13 protein-coding genes are annotated in these 15,866 nt (G+C 73.1%); 10 read left to right on the forward strand and 3 right to left on the reverse strand.

The annotated features are described in order from the left end of the window. Positions 1-86: 86 nt before the first annotated feature. From zapE to EV375_RS27780, 5 genes are all read left to right on the forward strand, one after another. A complete protein-coding gene (zapE, locus tag EV375_RS27760) occupies positions 87-1,250 on the forward strand; it encodes a cell division protein ZapE (RefSeq protein ID WP_130302663.1) in 1,164 nt (387 codons plus the stop codon). A gap of 142 nt (positions 1,251-1,392) precedes the next feature. After that, positions 1,393-2,778, forward strand: a complete 1,386-nt coding sequence (locus EV375_RS27765) for an alkaline phosphatase PhoX (RefSeq protein ID WP_130302664.1) — start codon at positions 1,393-1,395, stop codon at positions 2,776-2,778. A 283-nt stretch (positions 2,779-3,061) separates the two neighbouring features. Next, positions 3,062-3,727, forward strand: a complete 666-nt coding sequence (locus EV375_RS27770) for a peptidyl-tRNA hydrolase (protein WP_486588838.1) — start codon at positions 3,062-3,064, stop codon at positions 3,725-3,727. Between the two features lie 141 nt (positions 3,728-3,868). Then, positions 3,869-5,209 carry an MbnB/TglH/ChrH family RiPP precursor modification enzyme gene (locus EV375_RS27775; protein ID WP_130302666.1) on the forward strand — a complete coding sequence of 447 codons (1,341 nt, stop codon included), beginning with the start codon at positions 3,869-3,871 and terminating at the stop codon, positions 5,207-5,209. Positions 5,210-5,491: 282 nt separating this feature from the next. After that, entirely contained in the window at positions 5,492-7,093 is a 1,602-nt protein-coding gene (locus EV375_RS27780) for an alpha/beta hydrolase (protein WP_130302667.1), read from the forward strand. A 79-nt stretch (positions 7,094-7,172) separates the two neighbouring features. On the opposite strand, the gene hemQ is transcribed toward EV375_RS27780, so the two are convergent. Further along, complete coding sequence (gene hemQ, locus EV375_RS27785) at positions 7,173-7,904, reverse strand: hydrogen peroxide-dependent heme synthase (protein WP_130302668.1); 732 nt, start codon at positions 7,902-7,904, stop codon at positions 7,173-7,175. Next, complete coding sequence (gene hemG, locus EV375_RS27790) at positions 7,888-9,342, reverse strand: protoporphyrinogen oxidase (protein WP_130302669.1); 1,455 nt, start codon at positions 9,340-9,342, stop codon at positions 7,888-7,890. The genes hemQ and hemG overlap by 17 nt, the downstream gene beginning before the upstream one ends. A gap of 101 nt (positions 9,343-9,443) precedes the next feature. Between hemG and EV375_RS27795 the strand changes: the two genes are divergently transcribed. Next, positions 9,444-10,862, forward strand: coding sequence for an FAD-dependent oxidoreductase (locus EV375_RS27795; protein ID WP_130302670.1), 1,419 nt, complete (start codon positions 9,444-9,446; stop codon positions 10,860-10,862). A gap of 79 nt (positions 10,863-10,941) precedes the next feature. Here the strand turns inward: EV375_RS27795 and hemE are convergent, their stop codons facing one another. Then, complete coding sequence (hemE, locus tag EV375_RS27800) at positions 10,942-12,036, reverse strand: uroporphyrinogen decarboxylase (RefSeq protein WP_130302671.1); 1,095 nt, start codon at positions 12,034-12,036, stop codon at positions 10,942-10,944. Positions 12,037-12,301: 265 nt separating this feature from the next. Here hemE and EV375_RS27810 point away from each other — a divergent pair, with 265 nt between their 5' ends. The 4 genes from EV375_RS27810 to EV375_RS27825 all read left to right on the forward strand — a co-directional run bounded on the left by EV375_RS27810 (position 12,302) and on the right by EV375_RS27825 (position 15,754). Then, positions 12,302-12,970 carry a DUF3000 domain-containing protein gene (locus EV375_RS27810; protein WP_130302673.1) on the forward strand — a complete coding sequence of 223 codons (669 nt, stop codon included), beginning with the start codon at positions 12,302-12,304 and terminating at the stop codon, positions 12,968-12,970. Between the two features lie 253 nt (positions 12,971-13,223). Continuing rightward, positions 13,224-13,898 carry a response regulator transcription factor gene (locus EV375_RS27815; protein WP_045865701.1) on the forward strand — a complete coding sequence of 225 codons (675 nt, stop codon included), beginning with the start codon at positions 13,224-13,226 and terminating at the stop codon, positions 13,896-13,898. Positions 13,899-14,104: 206 nt separating this feature from the next. Then, positions 14,105-15,382 carry a ribonuclease D gene (locus tag EV375_RS27820; RefSeq protein WP_130302674.1) on the forward strand — a complete coding sequence of 426 codons (1,278 nt, stop codon included), beginning with the start codon at positions 14,105-14,107 and terminating at the stop codon, positions 15,380-15,382. 54 nt (positions 15,383-15,436) lie between these two features. Beyond that, positions 15,437-15,754, forward strand: coding sequence for a hypothetical protein (locus EV375_RS27825; protein ID WP_207228486.1), 318 nt, complete (start codon positions 15,437-15,439; stop codon positions 15,752-15,754). Positions 15,755-15,866 lie beyond the last annotated feature (112 nt).

Genomic DNA, 15,866 nt, shown 5'->3' on the forward strand with positions numbered 1-15,866 from the left:
AGTGTGGCACGACCCCGCCGGCCGGCCGTTTGGCGTCCGGGGCCCGCGGAACCGCGATTCCACGCCCGGCCGGCGGCCCCTTTAGCATGAACGGCGTGTCCAGCTCCCTCGACTCGCACGGTTCCGCCCGCGGTTCCGGCCCCGCCGCCGGCGCGGCCCACTCTGCCGGTGTCTCCGGCGAGGGGAGCGCACCGCTCTCCCTGACCGCGCGCGAGCCGCAGGCACCCGCCGAGCGTCTCGTCGCCGAGATGGTGCCGCCGCCGCGCTTCGACTCCGTCCGCTTCTCGACGTACGTGCCGGACCCGGAGCGGCCCAGCCAGCCCGAGGCGGTACGGGCTCTGGAGTCGTTTGCCGGGAGCATCGGCGAGGCTCCGGGCTCCCGGAGCGCGGGCAGCGGCCTGACCCGGTGGTTCCGGCGCGGCGGCGGTGCCGCCGCCCGCCCCGGCGCCCCCCGGGGCGTCTACCTCGACGGCGGCTACGGCGTCGGCAAGACGCACCTGCTCGCCTCGCTCTGGCACGCCACCGAAGCTCCCGCCGAGCGCAAGGCGTTCGGCACGTTCGTCGAGCTGACCAACCTCGTCGGAGCCCTCGGCTTCCAGCAGACCGTACGCACCCTCGGGGAGCACCGGCTGCTGTGCATCGACGAGTTCGAGCTGGACGACCCTGGAGACACCGTCCTCGTCTCCAGCCTCCTGAGCCGACTCGTCGAACAGGGTGTGGCGCTGGCCGCCACCTCCAACACGCTGCCCGGCAGGCTCGGAGAGGGCCGCTTCGCCGCGGCGGACTTCCTGCGCGAGATCCAGGGGCTCTCGGCGCACTTCCGTACGCTGCGCATCGACGGCGAGGACTACCGGCACCGGGGCCTTCCCGCCGCTCCCCCGCCGCTCGAGGAGGACGAGGTCACGCGGGTCGCGAACCTCACCCCCCGAGCCTCGCTCGACCACTTCCCCGGCCTCCTCTCGCACTTGGCCGCGGTCCACCCGAGCCGCTACGGGGCGCTCGTCGACGGTCTCGGCGCCGTGTGCCTGACCGGGGTCGGGCCGGTTCCCGACCAGTCCACGGCGCTGCGGCTGGTGGTGCTCGCGGACCGCCTGTACGACCGCGAACTGCCGGTGGTGGCCTCGGGCGCGCCCTTCGACGAACTGTTCGGGAAGGAGATGCTCGAGGGCGGCTACCGGAAGAAGTACTTCCGCGCGATCTCCCGCCTCACTTCCCTCGCGCGTGACGGCGCACGGCTCGCCGCCGGCTGAGGGCACATCCCGCACCAGGCGGGCTCCCCCGCTCTCACTCCGTCACCGCACGCGCGTAGACGACAGTTGTCGTGGCTAGTGCCCGTACATCCGTCCGCGTGATAAACACACGAGGTATCTGCCCGCCGACTGGGAGTTCCGTATGACGACACGACGTCAAGTGCTGGCAAGATCGGGCGCCTTGGGAGCAGGCATCGCCTTCTCGGGTGCCCTCTCGGAGTTGTTCACGGGAACCGCCGCCGCCCAGGGCACCGGGGGTCGTTCCGGCTACGGGCCGCTCGTGCCCGACCCGGAGGGCGTGCTCGATCTGCCCAAGGGCTTCAAGTACAAGATCCTTTCCCGCGAGGCCGACGAACTGCGCTCCGGCGAGGGCAAGGTCCCCAGCAACTTCGACGGGATGGCCGCCTTCGCCGCCGCGAACGGGCACGGCGACCGCCACGGCTCGACCTGGCTCGTCCGCAACCACGAGAACAGGATGGACGCCGAGCACGGCGTGCCCACCGTCGACGGCCTCACCTACGACCCGGAGGCGCTGGGCGGCTGCACGGTCCTCGAAGTCGACCGTCGCAACGAGGTCCTTCAGGAGCGCGTCGGCATCGCCGGTACCTCCACCAACTGCGCGGGAGGCCCCAGCCCCTGGGACACCTGGCTGACCTGCGAGGAGACCGAGTTCAAGGCGGGCGAGGAGGGCTACGCCAAGGACCACGGCTTCATCTTCGAGGTCGGCTTCCGGCACGACCGGCCCACCTCCACCGAGCCGCTGGCCGCGATGGGCCGCTTCCAGCACGAGGCCATCGCCTTCGATCCGCGCAACGGCGTCGTCTACGAGACGGAGGACGCCTTCGAGAAGCCGTTCGGCCTCTTCTACCGGTTCCTGCCGGAGAAGCCGCTGGGCGGATACGGCTCCCTCCACGCGGGCGGCACACTCCAGGCCATGCGCGTGCCGGGCGTGCCCGACCTGTCGGTCGTGCAGGAACCGGGCACGAGCTTCGAGGGCGTCGAATGGGTCGACGTCCCCGACCCGCTCGCCAAGGAGACGGCGATCCGCTTCCAGGACTTCGGCAAGGACGGCATCACGCATGCCCAGAAGCTGGAGGGCTGCTACTGGGGCGGCAAGTCCGTCTACTTCGTCTCCAGCTTCGCCAAGACCGCCGACGGCTCGAAGGCCGACCACTACGGACAGGTCTGGCGCTACGACCCGAAGCACAAGAAGCTCACACTCGTGGTGATCTTCGGGCCCGACTCGGATCTGGACATGCCGGGCGAGGAGCCGGACAACATCTGCCTGGCGCCGAGCGGCGGCCTCATGGTGTGCGAGGACGGGGAAGGCGCGCAGCACGTCTACGGGCTGACCAAGCACGGCTCGGTCTACCCGATGGCCAGGAACCGGCAGAACACCGGCACGGACGACGAGCCCGCGTGGGGCGAGTTCGCGGGTGTCGCCTTCTCGCCGGACAGCCGCACGATGTACGTCAACTGCTACGACCCCGGCACCACGTTCGCGGTGACGGGCCCCTGGAAGCACTGAGGAGCCACGCCTCAGGCCTCAGGCCTCAGAACCCACCGGGAGGGTCCGGTGTCCTTGCGGGGACACCGGGCCCTCCCGGCCTCTCACGGGTGACCGGTCACGGCAGCCGGTCCGGGGAACAGAGCCTGGCCGTTGCCGCCTGCGGCTCCGCCGACGACGGACGCCGCGGTCGCTTCCGGCGACGATGTCGGCCCGCACGGCCGCTTCCGCCTCCCCGCACGGAGGCCGACTCCGTCCGCTCCCGGGCCGGTTGAGGGTCTGCGGCGGCTGGCAGACTGGCCGGGTGAACGACGCACAGGAGTACGCGCTGCCGCTGGTCGTCCGGGTGGAGCGGGACGCGCCGCCGGAGCGCACCGACGCGCTGGAGACGGCGGCGCGCGCGGTGCTCACCTTCCTGTCCGACGAGCGGGTGGCGGAGGACGGCGAGTGGGGCGAGCGTGTGCGGGCGTGGGAGGACAGTGCGATCCGCAAGGTGGTGCGGCGGGCACGCGGCGCGGACTGGCGGCGTGCGGAGGCGCTGCCCGGCGTGACGGTGACGGGGCGGACGGCGGCGGTGAGGGTCTGTCCGCCGGTGCCCGTCGGCGACTGGCCGAGGGACCTGGCGCGGTTGCAGGTCTCCGGCACCGAACTCACCGATCCGGAGCCGCCCGCGGCGCCGCCTCCCGGGGTGCCGGTGATGTGGCTGGCGCCGGATCTGGAGATGTCGGCGGGCAAGGCCATGGCGCAGGCCGGACACGGCGCGCAATCGGCATGGTGGGAGCTTTCCGCCGCCGCGCGCAGGGACTGGCGCGAGGCGGAATTCGCCCTCGCCGTGCGCAGGGCCGCCGGTCCGGGGCAGTGGGCCCGCCTGGTCCGCGGCGGACTCCCGCTCGTACGGGACGCCGGCTTCACCGAGGTCGCGGCGGGTTCGGTCACCGTGGTGGCCGGCCATCCCGCGCTGCGGACCTGACGCAGCGCCGCGGCCCGGAACCCGTGCACACGTGCACACGTGCACACACGCGCCGAACCTCAATTCCCGCTCCGAACACGGCACACGGTGGATTCGGCGGACCGTTCCGTGGCAGGAGCGAGGAAGACAGGGGAGGTGCACATGGGATCGGCGCACACGGGCGGAGCAGACCGGTCGACGGCCGGCACAGCAGTACGGCTGGGCATGGGCATCGGCTGGCGGCCCGAGATCGCGGACGGGATCGAGGCGCTGCCCGGCATCGACTGGGTCGAGGCCGTCGTGGAGAACCTCTGCCCGGACCATCTTCCGGACGCCCTCCGGCGGCTGGGGGACCGCGGCACGACAGTCGTACCCCACGGGGTCTCTCTCGGGCTCGGCGGCGCCGAACCGCCCGACCCGGCACGGCTGTCGGCGCTCGCCGAGATCGCCGAGGCCCTCGGGTCGCCACTCGTCACCGAGCACATCGCGTTCGTACGGGCAGGCGGCCCGGGGACCGGCCGGCCGCAGATGGAGGCGGGCCACCTGCTGCCGGTGCCGCGCACCCGGGACGCCCTGGACGTGCTGTGCGAGAACGTACGGACCGCGCAGGAGGCCCTGCCCGTTCCGCTCGCGCTGGAGAACATCGCCGCGCTCGTCGAATGGCCGGGCGAGGAACTCACTGAGGGCGCTTTCCTCGCCGAGCTCGTGGAGCGTACCGGTGTGGGCCTGCTGATCGACGTCGCCAACCTGCACACCAACCACGTCAACCGCGGCGAGGAGCCGGCCGCCGCGCTGGACGAACTCCCCCTGGACGCACTGGCGTACGTGCATGTGGCGGGCGGCTTCGAACGGCACGGCGTCTGGCACGACAGCCACGCGCATCCCGTTCCGCAGCCCGTGCTGGATGTTCTCGCCCAGCTCTGCGCACGCACGGACCCACCGGGCGTGCTGCTGGAGCGGGACGAGAACTTTCCGCCCGTGAGCGAACTCGCGGGCGAGCTCGACGGCATCCGCAGCGTGGTCGAACGAAGCGTGCACCCACATGCGCCCAAGGGAGTTGAGCGCCCCAGGGCGGCTGAGGAGACCGCCGGCACCGCCGCCGCGCGCGAACGGCTCGCACGGGCGCAGGCGGGGCTGCTGGCCGCCCTCGTCGCGGGCGCGCCGCCGCCGGAGGGCTTCGACCGCGATCGGCTGGCCGTGCAGAGCCGCGCACTCGTCGCGAAGCGCACCGGCGTCGTCGCGAAGGTCGCGCCCCAACTGCCGGAGATCATGGGCGAGTCGGCCTTCCGCACGGCCTTCGCCTCGTACGCGCGGACCAGGCCCCTCACGGAAGGACACCGGCGCGACGCACTGGACTTCGCGGCCCACGCGCTGGACGAGGACCTCGCCGGCGACCGACGCGCCCGCAGGAGGCTGCGGACGTGGTGGCTGGAGCGCTCCGGCCCGGAACCGCTGCCCGGGGGACGGCTCGCCCGCGCGCTGCACCTGATGCGCACCCGCTGACGAGGACGGGCCCGTCCGGCTCCCCGCCTCCTTCGCACGCGGCGCCGACGACGTCTTGGCCGGGAACTCTCCCGCGTGCGGGCGGACTTCGCACGGCGTTCGCCCGCGGTCGCTGCTTCGGGCGCACCGCCGCCGACACCTGCCGCCGGTCCTTTACTTCGTCAACTCCCGTGCCGACCATGCGTGTTGTCACGCAACGCATACACACGATCACTTTCAGCGCAGAACCCCCGTCGGCTGCCGCCCCGCTCCGGTCGCCGCACAACAGGAACGAGGCACCCCGTGCGCCCAGTCGCGATCCATGCCGCGCTCGGGGCTCTGGTCCTCACGGCCGCCGCCGTCCTGCCGGGCGGCACCGCCCCGGGCGGCCTGCCCCTGCCCCTGCCGCTCCGCGACGTACGGGAGGCGGTCGGCGCGGCCGAGGCGGCCGAGGCGGCGTGGGCCGCCGGCGTCGGCTGGGGCAAGTGCCCCGCCACGGAGGGGCTTCCGTCATCCGCCGAGTGCGGCAGCGTCACCGTCCCCGTCGACTACGCCGACCCGCACGGGGAGAAGATCCGGCTGGCGGTCAGCCGCGGACGTGCGACCGGGCCCGCGTCTCTGAGACGCGGGCCTCTGCTGCACAACCCCGGCGGGCCCGGCGCCGACGGCTTGGACTTCCCGCTCTACGCCACGGTCCCCGGAGGCGTGTGGAAGAAGCTCAACCGCTCCTACGACCTGGTCGGTTACGCACCGCGCGGTGTCGGCCGCTCCGGGCCGCTGCTGTGCAGGGACCCTCACAGGGTGCACGAGGCGGAAAGCGGCCCGTCACGCTCGCCGCGAGTGCCGTCCGAGCAGTTCAAGCGGAGGATGCGCCGTCAGGCAGCCGCGTTCGCCGCGGAATGCGCACACCGGCACGGGTCGCGGCTCGCCCACTTCACCACCGCCGACAACGCCCGGGACCTCGACGTCCTGCGTGCCGCCCTGCACCGCCGGAAGACCGACTTCGTCGGAACCTCGTACGGCAGCTACCTCGGCGCCGTGTACGCCACGCTCTTCCCGGACCGCGTGGGCCGTCTCGTGCTCGACAGCGTCGTCGATCCGCGCCCGGAGCGGATCTGGTACCGCAACGCCCTCGAACAGAACGAGGCGTTCCAGCGCCGCTGGCGCGACTTCACCTCCTGGGTGGCCGGACACGACTCCGTCTACGGACTGGGCCGCACGACACACACCGTGCAGCGGAACTTCGACCGGGCGCGCGACGCCCTCGACCGAGGGCAACCGGTCGGCTGGACCGGCAGCCGCGTCGGCTCGCGGCAGCTGCTGCGGGGCTACCTCGAAGCCGGCTACAGCGACGACAGCTGGCCCCGGCTGGCCGGGGCGCTCGCGGACTTCCGCGAGGGCGACCCGCGTGCGCTGGCCGGGGTGGCCGCTCCCGGTCCGCGTGCCGCGGAGCAGCGGATGAACAGCGACTCCGTCTACCGCGCCGTTCAGTGCTCCGAAGGGCACTGGCCACGCGAGTGGTCACGCTGGGACCGCGACAGCACCGCGCTCGCGCGGGAAGCGCCCTTCCAGACGTGGGAGAACCTTCGGGCGAACCTGCCGTGCGCCCACTGGGAGGTCAGGCCCGCACGGCCCGTCGATGTGCGCACCGCGCCGGGCGACGTGCCGCCTGTGCTGCTGCTCGCGTCGACACGCGACGCCGCAACCCCCTATGCGGGCGCCGTGGAGACCTGGAAGCGGCTGTCCGGCTCCTCCCTCGTCACCGTGCGGGGCGCCGGCTCGCACGGCGTCGCAGGCGGCGGCGCATGCGACGACCGGCATCTCGCCGCCTACCTGCTGGAGGGCAGGACACCCGGCCGACGGGCCGACTGCCCCGCACCTCCCGCACCACGCCCCGGCCGATGACGTCCTGACGCGACCGCCCTGACCGCCCCCTGACGCGACCGGCCCGACCCCGCTGACGCCCTGGTGCCGCTGCCCCGTGCTAGACCAGCCCGGCCAGCAGCTCCGCCACGGGCTTGCGGCGCCCCGTGAAGAACGGCACCTCTTCCCGTACGTGCATCCGCGCCTCCGAACCCCGCAGGTGACGCATCAGGTCGACGATGCGGTGCAGCTCGTCGGCCTCGAAGGCGAGGATCCACTCGTAGTCGCCGAGGGAGAACGCAGGCACCGTGTTGGCCCGTACGTCCGGGAACCCGCGGGCCATCTTCCCGTGGTCGGCGAGCATGCGGCGGCGGTCTTCGTCCGGCAGCAGATACCAGTCGTAGGAACGCACGAACGGATACACGCTCACGTACGCCCGCGGCTCCTCCTCCGCCACGAAGGCGGGAAGGTGCGACTTGTTGAACTCGGCCGGGCGGTGCAGGGCCATGTTCGACCACACCGGTTCCAGGGCCCGTCCCAGCCGGGTGCGGCGGAAGCGGTTGTAGGCGTCCTGAAGGGCGTCGGAGGACTCCGCGTGCCACCAGACCATCAGGTCCGCGTCGGCGCGCAGCCCCGAGATGTCATAGGTGCCGCGCACCACGACGTCCTTCTCGGCGAGCTGCCCGAACAGGTCCTCCACCTCGTCCGCGTGGCCCGAGCGGTCCTCGGGCAGGGCGTCGCGCAGCCGGAAGACCGACCACAGGGTGTATCGGACGACCTCGTTGAGGTCCTTGGCCTTCTTGCCCGCGTTGGGCGTCTTCCCCGGCTTCTCCGGCTCAGGTACAGCTGTCATGCGCCCATTCTCGCGCGCTGCCCGCCACCGCCGGCGCCAGGGTCTCCCGGGCAGCACGCTCCCCGCTCGCGATGCACGCCGGGATGCCCACACCTTCGTAGGCGGCTCCGCACAGCGCGAGGCCCGGCACCCGCTCCACGGCCTCACGGATTCGGGCGACCCGCGCGGTGTGGCCGACCGGGTACTGCGGCAGGGCACCGTTCCAGCGGCTGACGACACGGTCGACCGGGGCGGCGGACAGACCGGTCGCGGCGGCCAGATCACGCAGGGACAGCTCCACCAGCTCGGAGTCCTCGCGCTCCAGGACCTCCTCCTCCCCGTACCGTCCGACGGAGGTCCGCAGCACGAACAGCTCCGGGTCCTGCGCGGCGACCCAGTCCCACTTGTTGCTGGAGAACGTGGACGCCTTGATGGTGCGGCCGTCGACAGGCGGTACGAGGAAGCCGCTGCCGCCCGGCACGTGCTCCATGTCCGCGCGCCGGAAGGCCATGGTGACCAGCGCCATCGACGCGTACTCCACCGCGCTCAGCCCCTCCGCGGCGGCCGGCGCCTCGTCCGCGAGCAGCCGCGCGGCCTGCTGGGCGGGCACGGCCAGGACGAGCGCGTCGGCTCCGAGCGTCTCGCCGCTCCCGGTGACCACGGTCCACCGTGCGGGGGCCGTGGTGCCGGGCGGTGACGGTTCGCCGGCGGCGTGCGCGCGCACGGTCCGTACGGGAGTGCCCGTGCGGATCACCGCACCCGCGGCGCGGCAGGCGTCGGCCACCGCGCCGGGCAGCCGCCCCACCCCTCCCTCGATCCCCATGAAGACGGGCGAGCCGCAGGGCGCGGCCGGCGCCCGCTGCTGCAGCCCGCGCACGCCGGCCAGCAGCGACGTCCCGGCTCGTGCGGCCTCGTAGAGCTGGGGCACGGCGGCGCGCATGGAGATGCGGTACGCGTCGCCCGCGTACACGCCGCCAAGCAGCGGTTCGACGAGGCGGTCCACGACTTCGGGCCCCAGCCGCTCCGCCACGTACTCGCCGATGGCGACGTCCTCGCCGACCTCGGTGGGCGGGAGCGAGACGTCCGCGCCGACGCGCGCGACGCCCTCGTCCGAGAGCAGACCGCGCAGCGCTTCCGGCTCGCCCGGCACGCCCATCACATGCCCCTTGGGCATCGGGCACATCTCGCCGCGCGACCAGATGGCGGCGCTCGCGGCGGTCGGCGGCCCGAGCGCCTCCGCCAGGCCCGCCTCCCGCGCGAGATCCACGCCTTCGGGGCGGCGCGCCAGCATCGACTCCGCGCCGAGATCGACGGCGGCGGAACCCGCGACGGAGCCCGTGAGCAGCTTCCCGCCCACCCGCGCGGACCCCTCCAGTACGGTCACCGACGCGCCGCCCGAGGAGAGCCGCAGGGCCGCGGCGAGCCCCGAGATGCCCCCGCCGATCACAATCACACGCATGTGTCCCATCGTCCCAGGGCGGGTACCGCCCAGCGTATTCAGGGCCATGGCGGGAAGCCCGGCAACAAGGGAGCCCCGCCCACGACGGAAGGACTCTGGACATGGCCGCTGCCCGCCGCATGGTCGTCGTCGGAGGTGACGCGGCAGGCATGACGGCCGCGTCGCAGGCCCGCAGGCTCCGGGGGCCGGACGAGCTGGAGATCGTCGCCTTCGAGCGCGGCGACTTCACCTCCTACTCCGCGTGCGGCATCCCGTACTGGATCGGCGGCGACGTCGGGGAACGGGACGCTCTGATCGCACGCACGCCGCGGGAGCACCGCGAGCGCGGCATCGATATGCGGACGCGCACCGAGGTCACCGCGATCGACGCGGACGGCGGGCGGGTGCGGGCCCGTGAGCTCCCGCGGGACGCGCCCCCCGGGCCGGAGTTCTGGACCGGCTTCGACGAGCTCGTCGTCGCGACCGGCGCAAGGCCCAGGCGCCCGCGGCTGCCGGGCATCGACGCCGAGGGCGTGCACGGCGTCCAGTCGCTGGAGGACGGGCAGGCCGTGCTGGACGACCTGGACGCATCGGAAGGGCGCAGGCGCACGGGACCAGGGGACGGCGGCCCCCGGAAGGCCGTCGTGGTCGGCGCCGGCTACATCGGCGTCGAGATGGCCGAGGCCCTTCTCATGCGGGGTTTCGAGGTGACGGTCCTGGAAGGTGCCCCGCAGCCGATGACGACCCTCGACCCCGACATGGGCGAGCTGGTGCGCGACGCGATGTGCGGCATGGGCATGGAGGTGGCGACGGGCGCTCCGGTCACCGCCGTCGAGACGGACGGGAGCGGCCGGGCCCGCGCCGTCACCACCGAGGAGGCCACGTACCCCGCCGACGTCGTGGTGCTCGGCCTCGGCGTCGCGCCGGAGACCTCTCTCGCGCGGGAGGCCGGGCTGCCGCTCGGCGAATCGGGTGGCCTGCTGACGGACCTGGCCATGCGCGTGCGGGGAAGGCAGAACATCTGGGCGGGCGGCGACTGCGTCGAGGTCCTCGACCTGATCTCCGGACGGACGCGGCACATCGCTCTCGGCACGCACGCCAACAAGCACGGGCAGGTCATCGGCGCCAACATCGGCGGAGGCTACGCGACCTTCCCCGGCGTCGTCGGCACCGCCGTCAGCAAGGTCTGCGATCTGGAGATCGCCCGTACGGGACTGCTGGAGCAGCAGGCCCGGGACGTGGGCCTGCAGTTCGTGACGGTGACTGCCGAAGCCACGAGCCGTGCCGGATACTTCCCGGGCAGCCGTCCGATGAGGGTGAAGATGCTCGCGGAACGCGGCACGGGACGGCTGCTGGGCACGCAGATCGTGGGACGTGAGGGCGCGGGCAAACGGGTCGACATCGCGGCGGTCGCGCTCACCGCCGGGATGTCCGTGGAGCAGATGACGTATCTCGACCTGGGCTACGCGCCGCCCTTCTCCCCGGTCTGGGACCCGGTGCTGGTGGCGGCACGCAAGGCGACGGCGGCGGTCTCACGCTGACGGACGGGCGGGCGTGGGGCGCGCCGACCGGGACGCGCCGACCGGGCCCCACCCGTGGGGCCGGCCCGGAGAACTCGGCTCAGCCTTCCGTCTTCCCGTCCGCCGATCTCCCGTCCGCCGACTTCTCGTGCACGTACTCCACGAGCCGGGTCAGCGCCTCCGGGTCCGTGTCGGGCAGAACTCCGTGCCCCAGGTTGAAGATGTGGCCCTCCAGGCCGCTCGCCGAGTCCAGTACGCGCTGCGCCTGAGCCTCCACGGCCCCGCGCGGCGCGAACAGCACCGCCGGGTCCAGATTCCCCTGCACCGCCTTGCCGGGCCCGATCCGCCGGGCCGCCTCGTCCAGCGGCACCCGCCAGTCCGCCCCGACGACGTCCGCTCCCGCCTCGGCCATGGCTTTGAGCAGTTCGCCCGTGCCGACGCCGAAGTGGATGCGGGGCACGCCGTAGTGCGCCACCGCCTGGAAGACCTTCGCCGAGGCGGGCATGACCGAGCGGCGGTAGTCGGCCTCGGATAGGGCGCCCGCCCAGGAGTCGAAGAGCTGCACGGCCGACGCACCGGCCTCGATCTGCACCTTCAGGAACGTGCCGGTGATGACGGCGAGCCGGTCCAGCAGGGCGGCCCACAGCTCCGGGTCGCCGTACATCAGCGCCTTGGTGCGCTCGTGGTTGCGCGAGGGCCCGCCCTCGACGAGGTAGCTGGCCAGAGTGAACGGCGCCCCGGCGAATCCGATGAGGGGGGTGCCGCCGAGTTCGCGGCCGAGCAGCCGCACGGCGTCCGTCACGTATGCGACATCGTCCGGCTCGAGGGGCCGCAGCCGCTCCAGGTCCGCGCGCGTGCGCACGGGCTGCTGCACGACGGGCCCGACACCCGGCTTGATGTCGAGGTCCACGCCGATGGCCTTGAGGGGCACGACGATGTCGCTGAAGTAGATTGCGGCGTCGACCCCGTGGCGTCGCACCGGCTGGAGCGTGATCTCCGTGACCAGCTCCGGACGCATGCAGGAGTCGAGCATGCCGATGCCCTCACGCACCTTGCGGTACTCCGGCAGCGAGCGTCCGGCCTGCCGCATGAACCACACCGGGGTGTGCGGCACGGGCTCCCTCCGGCACGCCCTGAGGAATGCGGAGTCGTGCGGGTCGGTCGGCTTGCCCGGCTGGGGTTCTTCGGCGCTCACGCAGGGCAGTCTCCCACGCCACGGAGGGGCCCCTGACCGGCGAGGTGGCTCAGGAGCGCGCGGCTCCTCGTACGTCCCGCTCCGGCGGACGGCGCGCCCCTGCCGCGAGCCGTCAGTTGTCGGCCAATCTCGCGGCCCGGCCGGCGGCCGTCCGCTCCCTGACCGCGCCGCGGACCCGCGGACATCCTCAACACCCACCATTCTTCGGCCACTTGCGAGTGTCCCTACCGGTCTGCGCCTGCCGCTCGCCCTACTCTTGCGCCCCATGGCAGCGGCGAGACCAACGACGACGGAGGGTTCCGGCGACTCGGGCAACGGAGGCGACGGCGCCCCCTTGCCCTTCCAGCGGGCGATGGAGGCCCTGAATTCCGCACACACCAGACCCGAGGTGCAGCTCTCCCCGCTGCCCGCGCCCAAGCGCCTGGCTCCCTACTCCTGCGCGCTGTCCGCCGCCGTCATGGACCCGGAGGACGAGTCGGCCGAGCTCGCGGACGGCCGCTTCGTGCTGCTCCATGATCCGGCAGGGCAGGAGTCCTGGCAGGGCACGTTCCGCGTCGTCACCCTGGCCCGCACCGAGCTGGAGCCGGAGATGGCCGGCGATCCGCTGCTGCCCGACGTCACCTGGTCGTGGCTGACGGGCGCGCTGGAGGCCCAGTCGGCGGCGTACTCGGACTCGAGCGGCACGGTGACCAGGTCCGGTTCCTCCTACTTCGGCGGCCTGGACGAGCGCCCGCCGCAGACGGAACTGGAGATCCGGGCCAGCTGGACACCCCGCCCCGACGAGGCGGCGGCACCCGACGCCCTGCCCGACATGGCCGTCCACCTGACTGCCTGGTCGGAGCTTCTGTGCCAGTGCGCGGGACTGCCGCCGGAGGCCGGCGAGGGAAGCTCCGTCGTCTCCCTGCCTAAGCGGCGGGGCCCTCAGCCTCTCTGACGGGCGCCTGCCCCTGCGTCCGCGGCGGGCAGCGCGGGTTACGGCGCGGCCGTTCCCCGGCGCGCGAGGGCGCGTGGGGCGGGGTCGAGCGACTGTCCTATTCAGGAAATATCGGTCATCAATTGGTGATCTTCCCCTAAAGCAGGGCCCCCCACCTGCCGAAGGAGTCTATGACCCTTCCACACGGAACCCCCCGGCCCACCCCACTCGGTCACCGGAATCGTTCCGTCCGCAGCCAGCCCTCGGAGGCCCGGTGTCTGTTCTTCTTGAGCACCCCACAAGCCTGGTCGCCTACCGCCCGAACAAGCCGACGGCCATGGTCGTCGTGGCCGACCCCCGCGTCCGTTCCACCGTGACCCGACATCTCTGGGCTCTCGGCGTACGTGACGTGATCGAGGCGTCGTCGATCGCGGAGGCACGTCCCCGAGTCAGCAACCCACGCGACATCTGCGTGGCCGACGTCCACCTCCCCGACGGTTCGGGCCTCAGCCTGCTGTCCGAGACCCGAGCAGCGGGCTGGCCGAACGGCCTGGCCCTCTCGGCGGCCGACGACATCGGCGCCGTACGCAACGCCCTCGCGGGCGGCGTCAAGGGCTACGTCGTCACCGGCACCCGCAACAACCTCGGTGCCATGCCGACCCGGCACGGCGCGGCCCCCATCGGCGCGGCCGCCGCGCGCATGCACCGCCGTCCCGGTGGCGGCCCCGGCGGCCCGGGTCACCCCGGTGGCCAGCGTGAGCTGTCCGGACGCGAGGTGGAGGTCCTGCGGCTGGTTGCGGAGGGCCAGTCCAACAAGGCCATCGGCGTCTCCATGGGCCTCTCGGCCCTCACGGTGAAATCCCATCTGGCCCGCATCGCCCGCAAGTTGGGCACCGGGGACCGTGCCGGCATGGTCGCCGTGGCGCTCCGTACCGGCATCATCCACTGATCACGCGCTCCTCCGCGGAGCTTCCCCTCCCCCACACCTCGAGGCGCCCGCCGGCGGCACGGTCCGCAGGCGGGCGCCTCGTGTGTGCGCCGCGGAACCCGCCGCGCGGCACCGCCGCCTCAGCCCGGCGGGGATTCCGGTGCCACGGGCAACGATCTGCCCGGACATTCGGACAACGACGGGCCTTCCGCAGCTACCCTTGACCGGTGACCGACGCCCGAGAGACCGCATCAGCAAACCCCGCTATGGCCCGGACCGAGGGCCAAGACCCTGGTCAGGCGCCGGTCCCCCTGCTCGAGCCCCGCGAGGGCGTTCCACCCGTGACTGCCGACGAGGCCGGTCTGGCCGAGATCGTCGCCGCTTTCGCCAAGGGCACCGGTCCGGTCGCCGTGGACGCCGAGCGTGCTTCCGGATACCGCTACGGGCAGCGGGCCTATCTCGTACAGCTGCGGCGCGAGGGCGCCGGAAGCGCACTGGTCGATCCCGTGGGATGCCCGGACCTGTCGGCACTGGGCTCGGTGCTGGCCGACTCCGAGTGGGTGCTGCACGCCGCCACGCAGGACCTGCCCTGCCTGCGCGAGATAGGCATGGTGCCCCGGAGACTGTTCGACACCGAGCTCGCGGGACGCCTCGCCGGGTACGCGCGGGTCGGCCTGGGCGCGATGGTGGAGAACCTGCTCGGCTACTCGCTGGAGAAGGGCCACTCCGCCGTCGACTGGTCCACCCGTCCGCTCCCCGAGCCCTGGCTGCACTACGCGGCGCTGGACGTCGAGTTGCTGATCGACCTGCGGGACGCCCTTGAGGAGGAGCTGGAACGGCAGGGCAAACTGGCCTGGGCGCGGGAGGAGTTCGAGACCATCGCCTCCGCGCCCCCAGCTCCGCCGCGCAAGGACCCGTGGCGCCGCACCTCCGGCATGCACAAGGTGCGGCGGCGGCGTCAGATGGCCGTCGTACGGGAGATGTGGACGGCACGGGACAAGATCGCGCAGAAGCGGGACGTCTCGCCGGGCAAGGTCCTCTCCGACTCTGCGATCGTCGAGGCGGCGCTGGCGCTCCCCTCGGACGCGCGGGCCCTCGCCGCCCTGCCGGGCTTCGGGCACCGGATGGGCCGTAAGCAGCTGGACCAGTGGCAGGCGGCCGTCGACAGGGCGAAGGCGCTGCCGGAGTCGGCTCTTCCGCAGCAGAGCCAGACTCCCAACGGTCCGCCTCCGCCGCGTTCCTGGGCCGACAAGGACCCGGCGGCCGCCGCACGGCTCGCGGCGGCGCGGGCGGCGGTGACGGCACGAGCGGAGGAACTGGGCATGCCGCAGGAGAACCTGCTGACGCCCGACTCGGTCAGGCGGCTGTGCTGGCAGCCGCCGAGCGCGAGCACGGAGGCCGAGGTGGTCTCGGCGCTGCGTGCGCTCGGGGCCAGGGAGTGGCAGATCGAGCAGACGGCGTCGCTGCTGACCGAGGCACTGGCCACCGCCGCGCCGTCCGAGTAGCGGCCTTGGCTGTCCCCGGGCGAGCGGGAGCGGCGCCGGTCCCGGGCCCGGTCCATGGGTGAGCTGTTGCCGTATCTCGTGACCGCGGGTGTTCTCGCGGCCGTCGTCGGCTTCTTCACGTGGCTGGCGGCGGTCGTGCGCCGTCGTGGCGTCGCCGGCACCGCCGTGCGTGGCGCACTTGCCGCGCACGACGAGGCGTTCCATGTGACCGCACACGATTCCGCGTACGAGATCCGGGCACAGGCGGAACGAAAAGTGCCCGTGGCCCGGCCCGGTGGCGGTACGGGCGGTACGGGCCGGCGGCCGTTCGTACCGCGTCCGCGTGCGCGGCGGAGGTGGCGATTGCGGAAGGGCGGCCCGCGCCGCCGCTGACCGGATCCGCCGTCCGTGTCGCGAGTGTGGTCCGCGGGTCGCGGGGCACGCCGGTGACGGGCCCCGGTGTGACGTGTGCCCCTCACGGCGAACCGGTCTTGCCCCTCAGTTA

It is taken from the genome of Streptomyces sp. CNZ301, assembly GCF_004217425.1.

Excerpts from the sequence above, each read along its gene's own strand:
- EV375_RS27775 (WP_130302666.1), top strand. The coding sequence starts at position 3,869 with ATGGGATCGGCGCACACGGGCGGAGCAGACCGGTCGACGGCCGGCACA.
- EV375_RS27795 (WP_130302670.1), top strand. The coding sequence starts at position 9,444 with ATGGCCGCTGCCCGCCGCATGGTCGTCGTCGGAGGTGACGCGGCAGGC.
- EV375_RS27765 (WP_130302664.1), top strand. The coding sequence starts at position 1,393 with ATGACGACACGACGTCAAGTGCTGGCAAGATCGGGCGCCTTGGGAGCA.
- hemG (WP_130302669.1), bottom strand. The coding sequence starts at position 9,342 with ATGCGTGTGATTGTGATCGGCGGGGGCATCTCGGGGCTCGCCGCGGCC.
- EV375_RS27810 (WP_130302673.1), top strand. The coding sequence starts at position 12,302 with ATGGCAGCGGCGAGACCAACGACGACGGAGGGTTCCGGCGACTCGGGC.
- zapE (WP_130302663.1), top strand. The coding sequence starts at position 87 with ATGAACGGCGTGTCCAGCTCCCTCGACTCGCACGGTTCCGCCCGCGGT.
- EV375_RS27825 (WP_207228486.1), top strand. The coding sequence starts at position 15,437 with ATGGGTGAGCTGTTGCCGTATCTCGTGACCGCGGGTGTTCTCGCGGCC.
- hemQ (WP_130302668.1), bottom strand. The coding sequence starts at position 7,904 with ATGACAGCTGTACCTGAGCCGGAGAAGCCGGGGAAGACGCCCAACGCG.